15 protein-coding genes are annotated in these 14,761 nt (G+C 71.2%); 12 read left to right on the forward strand and 3 right to left on the reverse strand.

The window, feature by feature from the left end; genetic code table 11:
* Window positions 1-26: 26 nt before the first annotated feature.
* Complete coding sequence (locus tag ACIQM3_RS31395) at window positions 27-704, reverse strand: potassium channel family protein (RefSeq protein WP_401630340.1); 678 nt, start codon at window positions 702-704, stop codon at window positions 27-29.
* Window positions 705-770: 66 nt separating this feature from the next.
* On the opposite strand from ACIQM3_RS31395, the gene ACIQM3_RS31400 reads away from it, so the two are divergent.
* Window positions 771-1,343, forward strand: coding sequence for an HIT family protein (locus ACIQM3_RS31400; RefSeq protein ID WP_401630342.1), 573 nt, complete (start codon window positions 771-773; stop codon window positions 1,341-1,343).
* A 27-nt stretch (window positions 1,344-1,370) separates the two neighbouring features.
* Here the strand turns inward: ACIQM3_RS31400 and ACIQM3_RS31405 are convergent, their stop codons facing one another.
* Both ACIQM3_RS31405 and ACIQM3_RS31410 read right to left on the reverse strand, forming a co-directional pair.
* On the reverse strand, window positions 1,371-3,041 hold the full coding sequence (locus ACIQM3_RS31405) for a hypothetical protein (protein ID WP_401630630.1): 1,671 nt from the start codon (window positions 3,039-3,041) through the stop codon (window positions 1,371-1,373).
* 156 nt (window positions 3,042-3,197) lie between these two features.
* Complete coding sequence (locus ACIQM3_RS31410) at window positions 3,198-5,423, reverse strand: elongation factor G-like protein EF-G2 (RefSeq protein ID WP_401630344.1); 2,226 nt, start codon at window positions 5,421-5,423, stop codon at window positions 3,198-3,200.
* 277 nt (window positions 5,424-5,700) lie between these two features.
* Here ACIQM3_RS31410 and pgsA point away from each other — a divergent pair, with 277 nt between their 5' ends.
* The 11 genes from pgsA (at window position 5,701) to yajC (ending at window position 14,699) form a co-directional block, all read left to right on the forward strand.
* Entirely contained in the window at window positions 5,701-6,387 is a 687-nt protein-coding gene (gene pgsA, locus ACIQM3_RS31415) for a phosphatidylinositol phosphate synthase (protein WP_401630346.1), read from the forward strand.
* Window positions 6,384-7,307 (forward strand): phosphatidylinositol mannoside acyltransferase, encoded by a 924-nt coding sequence (locus ACIQM3_RS31420; RefSeq protein ID WP_401630348.1) that lies wholly within the window; start codon window positions 6,384-6,386, stop codon window positions 7,305-7,307. Before pgsA ends, ACIQM3_RS31420 begins: the two co-directional genes overlap by 4 nt.
* Entirely contained in the window at window positions 7,304-8,464 is a 1,161-nt protein-coding gene (locus ACIQM3_RS31425; RefSeq protein ID WP_401630349.1) for a glycosyltransferase family 4 protein, read from the forward strand. Before ACIQM3_RS31420 ends, ACIQM3_RS31425 begins: the two co-directional genes overlap by 4 nt.
* Window positions 8,465-8,533: 69 nt before the next feature.
* A complete protein-coding gene (locus ACIQM3_RS31430) occupies window positions 8,534-9,079 on the forward strand; it encodes a hypothetical protein (RefSeq protein WP_401630351.1) in 546 nt (181 codons plus the stop codon).
* Between the two features lie 184 nt (window positions 9,080-9,263).
* Complete coding sequence (gene pdxS, locus ACIQM3_RS31435; protein WP_104790385.1) at window positions 9,264-10,184, forward strand: pyridoxal 5'-phosphate synthase lyase subunit PdxS; 921 nt, start codon at window positions 9,264-9,266, stop codon at window positions 10,182-10,184.
* A gap of 6 nt (window positions 10,185-10,190) precedes the next feature.
* The gene (gene pdxT / locus ACIQM3_RS31440; protein WP_401630353.1) at window positions 10,191-10,784 is read left to right on the forward strand and encodes a pyridoxal 5'-phosphate synthase glutaminase subunit PdxT; all 594 of its coding nucleotides are present in this window, start codon (window positions 10,191-10,193) and stop codon (window positions 10,782-10,784) included.
* A gap of 61 nt (window positions 10,785-10,845) precedes the next feature.
* Window positions 10,846-11,598: a YebC/PmpR family DNA-binding transcriptional regulator gene (locus ACIQM3_RS31445; RefSeq protein ID WP_099176837.1), complete on the forward strand. Its 753-nt coding sequence runs from the start codon at window positions 10,846-10,848 to the stop codon at window positions 11,596-11,598.
* Window positions 11,599-11,710: 112 nt separating this feature from the next.
* The gene (gene ruvC, locus ACIQM3_RS31450; protein WP_356712508.1) at window positions 11,711-12,244 is read left to right on the forward strand and encodes a crossover junction endodeoxyribonuclease RuvC; all 534 of its coding nucleotides are present in this window, start codon (window positions 11,711-11,713) and stop codon (window positions 12,242-12,244) included.
* Window positions 12,241-12,867 carry a Holliday junction branch migration protein RuvA gene (gene ruvA, locus ACIQM3_RS31455; protein WP_401630355.1) on the forward strand — a complete coding sequence of 209 codons (627 nt, stop codon included), beginning with the start codon at window positions 12,241-12,243 and terminating at the stop codon, window positions 12,865-12,867. Before ruvC ends, ruvA begins: the two co-directional genes overlap by 4 nt.
* Before the next feature lie 83 nt (window positions 12,868-12,950).
* Window positions 12,951-14,036 carry a Holliday junction branch migration DNA helicase RuvB gene (gene ruvB / locus ACIQM3_RS31460; protein ID WP_401630357.1) on the forward strand — a complete coding sequence of 362 codons (1,086 nt, stop codon included), beginning with the start codon at window positions 12,951-12,953 and terminating at the stop codon, window positions 14,034-14,036.
* A 168-nt stretch (window positions 14,037-14,204) separates the two neighbouring features.
* Window positions 14,205-14,699, forward strand: coding sequence for a preprotein translocase subunit YajC (yajC, locus tag ACIQM3_RS31465; RefSeq protein ID WP_401630359.1), 495 nt, complete (start codon window positions 14,205-14,207; stop codon window positions 14,697-14,699).
* Window positions 14,700-14,761 lie beyond the last annotated feature (62 nt).

Raw genomic sequence — 14,761 nt, forward strand, 5'->3', positions numbered from 1 at the left:
CCGCCTGAACGGAGGCCCCCGGGAAGCTACGCGCTTCCCGGGGGCCTCTTCTCGTCCTCCCGTTGGAACACCTCCACCAGCCACGACGAGAACGACCCCGTCACCGCCCCCAGCAGAGCCAGCCCGCACGCCATCAGGAAGGCCGCGATCACCCGGCCGACCGGCGTCACCGGCACCGCGTCGCCGTATCCCACCGTGGTGAGCGTCGCGCACGCCCACCACAGCGAGTCGCCGAAGGTGCGGATCGTGGAGCCGGGCGCCCCCTGCTCCTGGTGGTAGACCGCGAGCGCCGCGGAGAAGCCCAGGAGCGCGGCGGAGAGGCTCGCATACGTCATCACCCGGGCGTACAGACTCAGGCCGGGGCCGGCCCTGCGTTGTTGGACCGCCGTGTAGACCTTGACCATGCGCAGCGGGCGCAGCAGCGGCAGGAGCAGGACGGCCGTGTCCAGCCAGTGACGGTGCACGAATCGGATGCCCAGGCCGCTGAGCCGGAGCCGTACGCCGTAGTCCACGACGAAGAGCAGCCAGGTGGCGGCGACGAGCGCCAGGGCGATGTCGCGCCAGGGCTGGGCGCCGACGGGGGCGAGGACGCGGACCGCGTAACCGGTGAGGAAGACCAGCGCCGAGACGAAGAGAGGCACCTCGGTGCGCTGCTCCCATTCCTTGAGCCGGTCGGGGTCGGGGGCCGTGGGGCGGTCGCTCATGGCGTCAGCATCGCGGTGCCCCGGCGGGGTCGCCCCCGGCGACACGCGCGCCGGGAGTGACGCAATATGCTGACCGGCATGACGAGTGAGCCGGAACAGCAGATCGGAGTGGGGACGCCCGACGCGTTCCAGCGCCTGTGGACGCCCCACCGGATGGCCTACATCCAGGGTGAGAGCAAGCCGAGCGGCCCGGGAGCCGGGGACGGCTGTCCGTTCTGCGAGATTCCCTCGAAGTCCGACGAGGACGGGCTCATCGTCGCCAGGGGTGAGCGGGTCTACGCCGTGCTCAATCTGTACCCGTACAACGGCGGGCACCTGATGGTGGTGCCGTACCGGCACGTGGCCGACTACACCGAGCTCGACGGCGCGGAGACCGCGGAGCTGGCCGACTTCACCAAGCGGGCCATGGTGGCGCTGCGGGCCGCCTCCGGGGCGCACGGCTTCAACATCGGGATGAACCAGGGCGCCGAGGCCGGCGCGGGTATCGCCGCGCACCTCCACCAGCATGTGGTGCCCCGCTGGGGCGGGGACACCAACTTCATGCCGGTCGTCGGTCACACGAAGGTGCTTCCTCAGCTGCTGGGGGACACCCGGACGATGCTGGCCGGTGTGTGGCCGGCCGCACAGCCGTCCGCCTGAGCTGCGGGGTTCCCGTCCCGGGCGGGGTCAGGCGTCGTAGACGTCGGCCTTCCTCGGGGCGGGGTCCTGGACGAGTCCGCTGAGGATCATGGAGCGGTTGTCGAAGCGCTCGGTGTCGACGCCGTGTTCCTTGAGGACCCGCATCGTCGCGGAGTGGACGACGCGCAGGACGGGGGTGGCCGTCCGCATGGCGTCGTCGGCCATGAAGCGGTGGCCCCAGGGCTTGGCGGCCCAGGCGTGCCGCAGGCCGAAGGGCTCGGGCAGGACGATCTTGCCGCCCAGGTAGTCGAGCAGCGGCGGGTACCAGGTGAAGGGGGCGCGCAGGGCGAGCCTGACGACCTCGCTCGCCTTGATGAGGGGGAGCGTCACCTTGCGGGTCTCCCAGAACCTGACCGCCTTCTTGACCGTCTTGGTCGCCGCTTCCGGCTTGGTGAGGAAGAGCCCGTGGACGGGGCCCAGCGCGTGCCCGGTGACCTCGATGCGCAGGGTCTCGTGGAGCACGGTGACCGTGATCAGCATCGTGATCACGAGCTGGCCGTCCCAGAGGGTGAACTGCACGCCCAGGTAATGCCGGTTGCCACTGCCGAACTGCTGGTGGTTGCAGATGCGCTGTATCTCGTGGGGCTTGATCTGGAAGGTGGCGACGTCCTCGCCCTCGGGGCGGGAGACCGAGTCCGCGTTCTCGCCGACGGGGGCGACGATCCAGTGCTTGACCGACGGCGTGGGGAAGCCGCCGGTGTTCAGCGGGCCGCGCTCCAGCATCTTCAGCTGGTCGTGGATCGCCCGCACGACGTCCCAGCTCCGGAACTGGTGGATCTCCTTGGCGGGGTCCTCCGGAGTGAGTTCCTCCGCGAGCTGCCAGCTGCCCCAGCGGGTCCCCATGCCGAGGATGCCCTTGGGGCCCGCGTAGAAGACGGCGTTGGACTGCTGCTCGGCGGAGAGCTTCTCCAGACCCTGCCGCAGCGCCTCGCGGGCCGTCTCGTTGGGGTTCTTGGGCACGGCCTCGGGGATCTTGGCGCTGACGCCGCTGCCGGAGAGGAGCCCTTCCCAGCGGGCGCGCAGGTCCTTGACCGAGGTCTCCGCGATTCGTTTGGCGAGCAGCCAGCCGATCAGCGGTGCGATGGCTGCGGCCCGCAGGTAGAGGGCCAGGAAGCCGGTGAGCGGCATGGCGATCAGGAAGAACGCGGCGCCGGCGCCGAGCGCGATGAGCAGGATGGCGCCCAGGGCCTGGAAGAACTTGTCCTTGGACTTGTTGAGGAAGTCGCGCAGCCGGAAGGCGAGGACCCAGAGGACCAGGCCGGGCAGGAACACGAAGCCGAAGACCGCGGTGACCAGCGTCAGCTTCGAGTCGCGCGCCTTACGCAGCCGGGTCGCGGAGAGACAGTGCTCGACGACGGTCTGCGGGTCGGTGCCGAAGGACTGGATGAGCGCGTTGCGGCCGCCGCCGAGCATGCGTTCCTGGACGGCCCGGGAGAACGCCTCGCCAAGATTCGGCTTGAAATAGTCGGACTTGAACAGCTTGGACTCGCCCGGTTTCACCTCGGACTTGTGCCACTCGCTGTTGGCCTTCAGGATCTCGGTCACATCGCTGTCGCGGTACGCGGCGGAGGCGAGGGCGTTGGTCGCCACCGCCTGCCCTCCCAAACCCTGGAGCGGGATCTGCGCTCCGGGAGAGAAATCGAATCCGTCGTTGGCCACTGTCGCCCCCACTCGCCCGCACGGTCTGCTCCTGCGGCTGTTCCCAACTACCGTACGTCGCACACCTTCTGAGCTGGGCCCACAGAGTATCGCCCGGGCGCGCCGCCCGCCCGCCGATGTGGCCGGGGGCGGGCGTAAGGCGCCAGATCCAGTCAACTAGCTCACGTTTGTGCTGTTTTCCGGCGCTTCGCGGAGGCGGTCGGCGAGTTGGGGAGGCATCGGCTCGTGCCGGGCGTACGCCCGGTCGAACCGTCCGGTGCCGTGCGTCAGGGAGCGGAGGTCGACGGTGTACCTGCCGATCTCGATCTCCGGCACCTCCGCCCGTACGAGCGTGCGCTCATCGTTCTCCTGTTCGGTGCCGACGACCCGCCCGCGCCGCCCCGCGAGATCGCTCATGACGGCCCCCACGTAGCCGTCCGGAACGAGGACGCCGACCTCCGCGACCGGTTCGAGGAGCTGGATGCGGGTGTCGGCCGCGGCCTCGCGGAGCGCCAGGGCGCCCGCGGTCTGGAAGGCGGCGTCGGAGGAGTCCACCGAGTGGGACTTCCCGTCGAGCAGGGTGACGCGTACGTCGACGAGCGGGTGGCCGGCCGCGACACCGCGGGCCGCCTGGGCGCGTACACCCTTCTCCACGGATGCGATGAACTGCCGCGGCACCGAACCGCCCACCACCTTGTCGACGAACTCGATGCCCGCACCGGGCGGCAGCGGCTCGACCTCGATCTCGCAGATGGCGTACTGGCCGTGACCGCCGGACTGCTTGACGTGCCGGCCTCGCCCCAGGGTCCGGGAGGCGAACGTCTCGCGCAGCGGCACGCGGTGGGGTTCGGCGTCGACCTGGACGCCGTACCTGCTGCGCAGGCGTTCCAGCGCCACCTCCGCGTGCGCCTCGCCCATGCACCACAGGACGACCTGGTGGGTGTCCTGGTTCTGCTCCAGACGCATGGTCGGATCCTCGGCGACCAGGCGTGCCAGCCCTTGGGAGAGTCTGTCCTCGTCGGCCTTGCTGTGTGCGCGGACCGCCAGCGGGAGCAGCGGGTCCGGCATGGCCCACGGCTCCATCAGGAGCTGTTCGCCGCTGCCGGAGAGAGTGTCCCCGGTCTCCGCCCCGCCGAGCTTGGAGACGCTGGCCAGGTCTCCGGCGATGCAGCTGTTCAAGGGGCGCTGCTGCCTGCCGAAGGGCGCGGAGAGGGCCCCGACGCGTACGTCGGCCTCGTGGCAGGGGCGGGCGCCGCCTCCGGGTACGGTGAGCCCGTGGCCGCAGATGTGCACGGTGTCGTCGGGGCGCAGGGTGCCGGAGAAGACGCGGACGAGGGAGACCCGCCCCACGTAGGGGTCGGACGCGGTCTTCACGACCTCGGCCACCAGCGGCGCCGCCGGATCGCAGACCGGGGCGGGGCGCGGGGCGCCGTCCGGGGTGGTGACGGCGGGCAGGGTGCGTTCCCCGGGGGAGGGAAACCCTCGGGTGATCAGATCGAGGAGCTCCACGGTGCCGATGCCCTGGCGGGCGCCGTCGGCGGCGGGCGCGGCGGTGAGGACGGGGTGGAAAGAGCCACGCGCGACCGCGCGTTCCAGATCCTCGACGAGGGTCGTGACGCCTACCTCGCCGCCCCCGAGGTAGTGGTCCATCAGGGTCTCGTCCTCGCTCTCGGCGATGATCCCCTCGATGAGCCGGTCACGGGCCTCCTGGAGCGGTTCCCGCTGGTCACCGGCGGGCGGTACCTCCTGCCGTTCCCCCGAGGAGTAGTCGAAGATCCGCTGGGTGAGGAGTCCGGTGAGCCCGGTCAGCGGCGCGTGTCCGTCCGGGCCCTCCGGCCCCCGCACCGGCAGGTAGAGGGGGAGCACGGCGTCGGGGTCGTCGTGCCCGAAGATCCGGCCGCAGATCCGGGTCATCTCGTCGAAGGACGTACGCGCGGTGTCCAGGTGCGTGACGACGATCGCCCGGGGCATCCCGACGGCCGCGCACTCCTCCCAGACGGCGCGGGTGGTGCCTGCCACGGCGTCGGCCTCCTGGGCGGCCGAGACGACGAAGAGGGCCCCGTCCGCCGCGCGCAGACCGGCCCTGAGCTCCCCGACGAAGTCCGCGTAGCCGGGGGTGTCCAGCAGATTGATCTTGTAGCCGCCCCATTCGACGGGGACCAGCGAGAGCTGGACGGAACGCCGTCGGCGCTGTTCGATCTCGTCGTGGTCGGAGACGGTGGTGCCGTCCTCGACCCGGCCGGCCCGGTTCAGCGCCCCGGCCGTCAGCGCGAGTGCCTCGACCAGAGTGGTCTTGCCCGAGCCGCTGTGGCCGACCAGCACCACGTTCCGTACGGAAGCGGGCCGGTCGGCCGTCGCTGCCCTGCCGGCGGCTCCGGTGTGCGTGTGAGTCCTGTCGCCCATGATGCGTGCCTCCCGATCGGTTGGCGCAGTGCCGCAAGAGCTGGGGGAGTGGATGCACGGGCAGGGCGGAGCCGCCGCGGCGGCTTCGGCGACGCCCGCGGTCATTCGAGCTTTTCACTCGTACCGGACGCCGTCCATCCGTCGCACACGGCGAAGCGTGACTTCCGGGACATCCGGCGGGACGGGGTGCCCCGCCGTTGCGCGGCACGGCTCGTGACTACGATGGGCCAGCCGATGGCCGAAAGGGCCGCGGCGCCCACCGAACCTCGGGAAGGCCATGCTGAACAAGTACGCGCGTGCATTTTTTACGCGTGTCCTCACACCGTTCGCCGCTCTGCTGCTCCGCCTCGGGGTCAGTCCCGACGCGGTCACTCTCGTCGGTACGGCCGGAGTGATGGCAGGTGCGCTGGTCTTCTTCCCGATGGGGGAGTTCTTCTGGGGCACGATCGTGATCACGGTCTTCGTCTTCTCGGACCTGGTCGACGGCAACATGGCCCGGCAGGCCGGGATCTCCAGCCGGTGGGGCGCGTTCCTGGACTCGACGCTCGACCGGGTGGCGGACGGGGCGATCTTCGCCGGGTTCGCGCTCTGGTACGCGGGCAGCGGTGACGACAACGTGCTGTGCGCCGTCGCGATCTTCTGCCTGGCCAGCGGCCAGGTGGTCTCGTACACGAAGGCGCGCGGCGAGTCGATCGGCCTGCCGGTCGCGGTGAACGGGCTGGTGGAACGTGCCGAGCGGCTCGTCATCTCGCTGGTCGCGGCGGGCCTCGCCGGCCTGCACGGCTTCGGGGTGCCGGGCATCCAGGTCCTTCTGCCGATCGCGCTGTGGATCGTCGCCGCCGGCAGCCTGGTGACGCTGATCCAGCGGGTGGTGACCGTGCGCAGGGAGTCGGCCGAGGCCGACGCCGCCGCGGCCGCCGCCCAGGGCGGGACGGCGGAACAAGGGAGCGAGGCCGCCCAGTGAGCGGCACCGGATCCGATCTGAGGGGACGGCTGAGCGACGGGCTCTACGGCCTGGGCTGGGGCGCGGTCAAGAAGCTCCCCGAGCCGGTCGCGGCCGCGCTCTTCCGCACCCTGGCCGACCAGGTGTGGAAGCGGCGCGGGAAGTCCGTGCTGCGACTGGAGTCGAACCTCGCCAGGGTGGTGCCCGACGCGGACGCCGCCCGGCTCGCCGAGCTCTCCAAGGCCGGCATGCGCTCGTACATGCGCTACTGGATGGAGTCCTTCCGGCTTCCGACCTGGAGCCCGGAGCGCATCAGGGCGTCCATCGAGGTCCGCGACACCCACCAGCTCACGAAGGCGCTCGACGAGGGCCGGGGGGTCGTCGTCGCGCTGCCGCACCTGGGGAACTGGGACCTGGCGGGGGCGTGGGTCACCACGGACCTGAAGGTGCCGTTCACGACGGTCGCCGAGCGGCTCAAGCCGGAAACCCTCTACGACCGCTTCGTGGCCTACCGCCAGGGGCTCGGCATGGAGGTCCTGCCGCACAACGGAGGGGCCGCCTTCGGGACCCTCGCCCGGCGGTTGCGCGCGGGCGGGCTGGTCTGCCTCGTCGCCGACCGTGACCTGTCGGCCTCGGGCGTCGCGGTGGACTTCTTCGGTGACACCGCGCGCATGCCGGCCGGGCCGGCCCTGCTCGCCCAGCAGACCGGTGCGCTGCTGATGCCCGTCACCCTCTGGTACGACGGCACACCCGTGATGAAAGCACGGATCCATCCGCCCGTCGCCGTGCCGGAGACAGGCACCCGCGCCGAGAAGACGTCCTCCATGACACAGGCGCTGGCCGATGCCTTCGCCACCGGGATCGCCGAGCATCCGGAGGACTGGCACATGCTGCAGCGGCTCTGGCTCTCCGATCTGGACCCCCAGGGGGAAGCTCCGTGAAGATCGGCATCGTCTGCCCGTACTCCTGGGACGTTCCGGGCGGGGTGCAGTTCCACATCCGCGACCTGGCTGAGCACCTGATCCGCCTCGGCCACGACGTCTCCGTGCTCGCGCCCGCCGACGACGAGACACCGCTCCCGCCGTACGTCGTCTCCGCGGGCCGGGCCGTGCCCGTCCCGTACAACGGTTCGGTCGCCCGGCTGAATTTCGGGTTCCTGTCGGCTGCGCGCGTCCGGCGCTGGCTCAACGACGGCACCTTCGACGTCATCCACATCCACGAGCCCACCTCGCCCTCGCTCGGCCTGCTCACCTGCTGGGCGGCGCAGGGGCCGATCGTGGCCACGTTCCACACGTCCAACCCCCGCTCCAGGGCCATGATCGCGGCGTACCCGATCCTCCAGCCGGCGCTGGAGAAGATCAGCGCGCGGATCGCGGTGAGCGAGTACGCCCGGCGGACCCTGGTCGAGCACCTCGGCGGCGACGCCGTGGTCATCCCGAACGGCGTCGACGTGGACTTCTTCGCCCGGGCCGAGCCGAAGGCAGGGTGGCAGGGCGGCACGCTCGGCTTCATAGGGCGCATCGACGAGCCGCGCAAGGGACTGCCCGTCCTGATGAAGGCGCTGCCCACGATCCTCGCCGCCCGCCCGGAGACCCGGCTGCTCGTCGCGGGGCGCGGCGACGAGGAGGAGGCGGTCGCCTCGCTGCCCGAGGAGATGCGCTCGCGCGTCGAGTTCCTCGGCATGGTGAGCGACGAGGACAAGGCCCGGCTGCTGCGCAGCGTCGACGTGTACGTCGCACCCAACACCGGCGGGGAGAGCTTCGGCATCATCCTGGTCGAGGCACTGTCGGCCGGCGCGCCCGTCCTCGCCAGTGACCTGGACGCGTTCGCGCAGGTGCTCGACCAGGGAGCCGCCGGCGACCTGTTCGCCAACGAGGACGCGGACGCCCTGGCCTCGGCCGCGATCCGGCTGCTGGGCGACCCGGAGCGGCGTTCGGGGCTGCGGGAACGGGGCAGCGCGCATGTGCGCCGTTTCGACTGGACGACGGTCGGCGCGGACATCCTGGCGGTGTACGAGACGGTGACGGACGGGGCGGCGGCCGTGGACACCGACGAACGCACCGGGCTCCGCGCGCGCTTCGGCCTCGCCCGGGACTGAGCGGGCGGCCGCCGCCCCGGGCGCACCGGCGGGGCCGGGCGGTCCCCTCCGACGGTAGCCTTGCCGCCCGTGATCGAAATCCTCATCTGGACCGTCGTCGCGCTCTTCGCGATCGGCCTGTACCTCAGCTGGACCGCCGGGCGGCTCGACCGGCTCCACGCCCGCATCGACGCGGCCCGGGCGGCGCTCGACGCCCAGCTGCTGCGCCGCGCCTCGGTCACCCAGGAACTGGCTACCGCCGGGGTCCTGGACCCGGCCGCGTCGATCGTGCTCTACGAGGCCGCGCACGCGGCGCGGCAGGCCGAGGAGGAGCAGCGCGAGGTCGCCGAGAGCGAGCTGAGCACCGCCCTGCGGGCCGTGTTCGGAGAGACGGCGCAGGTCGAGGCCGTGAAGGAGTTCCCGGGCGGCGAGGACGCGGCGAAGGAACTGGCCGCCGCCGTACGCCGCGTACCGATGGCGCGCCGCTTCCACAACGACTCGGTGCGCGCCGCCCGCGCGCTGCGCAGACACCGGACCGTACGGCTGCTCCGGCTGGCTGGGCACGCCCCCTTCCCGCTCGCGTTCGAGATGGACGACGAGCCGCCGGTCGCCCTGGCGGACCGGCCCGGCAGCTGAGCGCGGACCGGCCCGGCAGCTGAGCGGCGGCCGTCCCGGCAGCTCAGCGGCGCCCGGCCGGGTGGCCCGGAGGCGTACAGAACGATCCACGGGGTGTTCATTGGCCCTTGCTGTGGACTGCTCCCGGAGCGTTTGCTCGGGTCTGCACCGTCCAGCGTCTCTCCACCCCCAGTGAGGTCGATCCGTGTCCACGCTTCCCACCACCCCGCAGTCCGCCGAGACCCCGGCCACCGGCACCGCCCGCGTCAAGCGCGGCATGGCCGAGCAGCTCAAGGGCGGCGTGATCATGGACGTCGTCAACGCCGAGCAGGCGAAGATCGCCGAGGACGCGGGCGCCGTGGCCGTCATGGCGCTGGAGCGGGTGCCGGCCGACATCCGCAAGGACGGCGGCGTGGCCCGGATGTCGGACCCCAACATGATCGAGGAGATCATCGAGGCCGTCTCCATCCCCGTCATGGCCAAGTCCCGTATCGGCCACTTCGTCGAGGCCCAGGTGCTCCAGTCCCTGGGCGTCGACTACATCGACGAGTCCGAGGTCCTCACCCCGGCCGACGAGGTCAACCACAGCGACAAGTTCGCCTTCACCACCCCCTTCGTCTGCGGTGCCACCAACCTGGGCGAGGCCCTGCGCCGCATCGCCGAGGGCGCCGCGATGATCCGCTCGAAGGGCGAGGCGGGCACGGGCAACGTCGTCGAGGCGGTCCGCCACCTGCGCCAGATCAAGAACGAGATCGCCCGCCTGCGCGGCTTCGACAACAACGAGCTGTACGCCGCCGCCAAGGACCTCCGCGCCCCCTACGAGCTGGTCAAGGAAGTCTCCGAGCTCGGCCGGCTGCCCGTCGTCCTGTTCTCGGCCGGCGGCGTGGCGACCCCGGCGGACGCGGCCCTGATGCGTCAGCTCGGCGCCGAGGGCGTCTTCGTGGGCTCCGGCATCTTCAAGTCCGGCGACCCGGCCAAGCGCGCCGCCGCCATCGTGAAGGCCACCACCTTCTACGACGACCCGAAGATCATCGCGGACGCCTCCCGCAACCTCGGCGAGGCCATGGTCGGCATCAACTGCGACACGCTGCCCGAGGGCGAGCGCTACGCCAACCGCGGCTGGTAAGCACCGATGACCGACAACCCTGTCATCGGAGTCCTGGCACTCCAGGGCGACGTACGGGAACACCTGATCGCTCTGGCCTCGGCGGACGCCGTGGCCAGGCCGGTCAGGCGGCCCGAGGAGCTCGCCGAGGTCGACGGGCTCGTCATACCCGGTGGCGAGTCCACCACGATGTCCAAGCTGGCCGTCCTCTTCGGCATGCTGGAACCGCTGCGCGAGCGGGTGGCCGCCGGGATGCCGGTCTACGGCACCTGTGCAGGCATGATCCTGCTCGCCGACAAGATCCTCGATCCCCGCTCCGGCCAGGAGACGGTCGGCGGCATCGACATGATCGTGCGCCGTAACGCTTTCGGGCGGCAGAACGAGTCCTTCGAGGCGGCCGTCGAGGTCGACGGCGTGCCCGGCGGACCCGTCGACGGCGTCTTCATCCGGGCCCCCTGGGTGGAGTCGGTCGGCGCCCGCGCGGAGGTCGTCGCGGTGCACGGCGGGCATATCGTGGCCGTACGCCAGGGAAACGCCCTCGCCACGTCTTTCCACCCGGAACTGACCGGCGACCACCGGGTGCACGCACTCTTCACCGACATGGTGCGCGCCGTGGGCTGATCCGACCCCGGTAGGATCTCTCGGGTTCGGATCGATTTTGGTGACGCGAAGGAGAAGGCAGATGTCCGGCCACTCTAAATGGGCTACGACGAAGCACAAGAAGGCCGTGATCGACGCCAAGCGCGGCAAGCTCTTCGCGAAGATGATCAAGAACATCGAGGTCGCGGCCCGCACGGGCGGTGCCGATGTGTCCGGCAACCCGACCCTCTTCGACGCCATCCAGAAGGCCAAGAAGAGCTCGGTCCCGAACAAGAACATCGACTCGGCGGTCAAGCGCGGTGCCGGTCTCGAGGCCGGTGGCGCCGACTACGAGACGATCATGTACGAGGGCTACGGGCCGAACGGCGTCGCGGTGCTCATCGAGTGCCTCACCGACAACCGCAACCGTGCCGCGTCCGACGTCCGTGTCGCCATGACCCGCAACGGCGGTTCGATGGCGGACCCGGGCTCGGTCTCGTACCTGTTCAACCGCAAGGGTGTCGTGATCGTCCCCAAGGGTGAGCTGGGCGAGGACGACGTGCTCGGTGCGGTGCTCGACGCCGGTGCCGAGGAGGTCAACGACCTCGGCGACACCTTCGAGGTGCTCAGCGAGGCCACCGACATGGTCGCGGTCCGCACCGCGCTGCAGGAGGCCGGCATCGACTACGACTCGGCCGAGGCCAACTTCGTCCCGACCATGCAGGTCGAGCTCGACGAAGAGGGCGCGCGCAAGATCTTCAAGCTGATCGACGCGCTGGAGGACAGCGACGACGTGCAGAACGTCTTCGCCAACTTCGACGTCTCGGACGAGGTCATGGAGAAGGTCGACGCCTGAGGCGGCGCAACCGCGACGGGCCGACGGGACACACCCCGTCGGCCCGTCGCATTGTCAGCGGGAGCCGATAGCCTGCGGGAACAGATGACCGAGCGGCGGAGGGGGCCCATTCATGCGGGTGTTGGGCGTGGACCCGGGGCTGACCCGGTGCGGTGTCGGAGTCGTCGAGGGAGTCGCCGGCCGGCCGCTCACCATGGTCGGCGTCGGCGTCGTCCGGACCCCGCCCGACGCGGAGCTCGGACACCGGCTCGTCGCCATCGAGCAGGGCATCGAGCGGTGGCTCGACGAGCACCGGCCCGAATTCGTCGCCGTGGAGCGGGTGTTCAGCCAGCACAACGTGAGTACGGTCATGGGCACCGCACAGGCCAGCGCCGTCGCCATGCTCTGCGCTTCGCGCCGCGGCATCCCGGTCGCCCTGCACACCCCGAGCGAGGTCAAGGCCGCCGTCACCGGATCGGGACGGGCCGACAAGGCACAGGTCGGCGCCATGGTGACCCGGCTGCTGAGGCTCGACGCGCCGCCGAAGCCCGCCGACGCCGCCGACGCCCTCGCCCTCGCCATCTGCCACATCTGGCGCGCGCCCGCGCAGAACCGACTGCAGCAGGCCGTCGCCGCCCACCGCACGCTGAAAGGCCGTACCGCATGATCGCCTTCGTCTCAGGCCCGGTGGCCGCCCTCGCCACGGCCACGGCCGTGATCGAGGTCGGCGGCATCGGCATGGCCGTCCAGTGCACCCCAGAGACCCTCGCCGGTCTGCGGATCGGCAAGGAAGCCAGACTGGCGACGTCCCTGGTCGTCCGGGAGGACTCGCTGACCCTCTACGGCTTCGCGGACGACGACGAGCGGCAGATCTTCGAGCTGCTCCAGACCGCCAGCGGTGTGGGTCCCCGGCTCGCCCAGGCCATGCTCGCCACCCACAGCCCGGACGCCCTGCGCATCGCCGTCGCCACCGGTGACGAGAAGGCGCTCACCGCCGTGTCCGGCATCGGCAAGAAGGGCGCCCAGAAGCTCCTCCTCGAGCTCAAGGACCGGCTCGGCGAACCGGTCGGCGCGCACATCGGGCAGCAGGGCATCGGCACCGCCGTCAGCAGCTCCTGGCGCGACCAGCTGCAGGCCGCCCTGATCGGCCTCGGCTACGCCACCCGCGAGGCCGACGAGGCGGTGACCGCGGTGGCACCGCAGGCCGAGGCCGCGATCGCCGACAGCGGCCAGGCCCCCGTGCCGCAGCTGCTGCGCGCAGCCCTGCAGACACTCAACCGCGCACGCTGACCCCAGGGGCCGCCACGCGCCCCGCACGCCGGCCGGAACACCGCACGCACCGGCACCGAAACACCCGAGGCGGGACTGACGAGATGAACTGGGACGAGACCGGGCCCGACACCGGCGAACTCACGGACGAGCGGCTGGACGACCGACTGGTGGACGCCGGGGCGGACGGCGAGGACACCGCCGTCGAGGCAGCCCTGCGCCCGAAGGACCTCCACGAATTCGTCGGCCAGGAAACGGTGCGGGAACAGCTCGACCTGGTCCTCAAGGCGGCCCGCGCCCGGGGCGCCACCGCCGACCACGTCCTGCTCTCCGGCGCCCCCGGCCTGGGCAAGACCACCCTCTCCATGATCATCGCGGCCGAGATGGGCGCGCCGATCCGGATCACCTCCGGCCCTGCCATCCAGCACGCCGGCGATCTCGCCGCGATCCTGTCCTCGCTCCAGGAGGGCGAGGTCCTCTTCCTCGACGAGATCCACCGCATGTCGCGGCCGGCCGAGGAGATGCTCTACATGGCGATGGAGGACTTCCGGGTCGACGTCATCGTCGGCAAGGGCCCGGGCGCCACCGCCATTCCGCTGGAGCTGCCGCCGTTCACCCTCGTCGGCGCCACCACCAGGGCGGGACTGCTGCCGCCCCCGCTGCGCGACCGCTTCGGCTTCACCGGTCACATGGAGTTCTACGCCCCCACCGAGCTGGAGCGGGTGATCCACCGCTCGGCCGGCCTGCTCGACGTGGCCATAGACACGGCGGGCGCCGCCGAGATCGCCGGACGCTCCCGGGGTACGCCCCGTATCGCCAACCGGCTGCTGCGCCGCGTCCGGGACTACGCCCAGGTCAAGGCCGAGGGACGGATCGACCGGGACATCGCCGCCGCGGCCCTGCGGGTGTACGAGGTCGACGCCCGGGGGCTCGACCGGCTGGACCGCGCGGTGCTCGGCGCCCTGCTGAAGCTCTTCGGGGGAGGCCCCGTCGGGCTCTCCACCCTCGCCGTGGCCGTCGGCGAGGAGCGCGAGACCGTCGAGGAGGTCGCCGAGCCCTTCCTCGTACGGGAAGGACTGCTCGCGAGGACCCCGCGGGGCAGGGTCGCGACCCCCGCGGCGTGGGCGCACCTCGGGCTCGTGCCTCCGCAGCACGGCGCAAAGGGACAACAGGGCCTGTTCGGGGCGTGACACAGGACGGGTTGGCCAGCAGGGGAACCACGGTGCCATGCTGGACGTTGTTCCAATGATGCGGACTCGCTTAGACTCCGCCGATGCCGCCCGTTCAGGTCGGTGTGCCCACCCCCGTAGACCAGGCCGCGTGAATCCAGCGTGGTCGTGCGAAGGAAGTTCCGTCCCGTGAGTCTCGTGACCCTCCTCCCCTTCATCGTGCTCATCGGGGCCATGTTCCTGATGACCCGGTCCGCCAAGAAGAAGCAGCAGGCGGCTGCGCAGATGCGCAACGACATGCAGCCCGGTACCGGCGTCCGGACGATCGGGGGCATGTACGCCACCGTCAAGGAGATTCAGGACGACACGGTTCTCCTCGAGATCGCGCCCGGCGTGCACGCCATCTTCGCGAAGAACGCCATCGGTGCCGTCCTCGACGACGCGGAGTACAACCGCATCGTCCACGGCGACGACGACGAGCTGGACGCCGATGGCACGGTCGTGCCCGACGACGCCTCCTCGCTCACCGCCGGCGAGTCCACGGACGAGGACGCGGCTGACGACGTCGCGAAGATCGACCTGGGCAAGAAGGCCGAGGACACCGCGCCGGAGGACGCCGGGACCAAGGGCTCCGAGGTCAAGAGCTCCGAGGCCAAGGCCGACGGCGAGGGCGACGCGAAGTAGTTCCACGACCCAGAGACGCCGGACACCCGAGGGTGTCCGGCGTCTCACGGGCCGTGCGGTCT

The sequence above is a fragment of the Streptomyces sp. NPDC091271 genome (assembly GCF_044757505.1).
GTDB lineage: Bacteria > Actinomycetota > Actinomycetes > Streptomycetales > Streptomycetaceae > Streptomyces.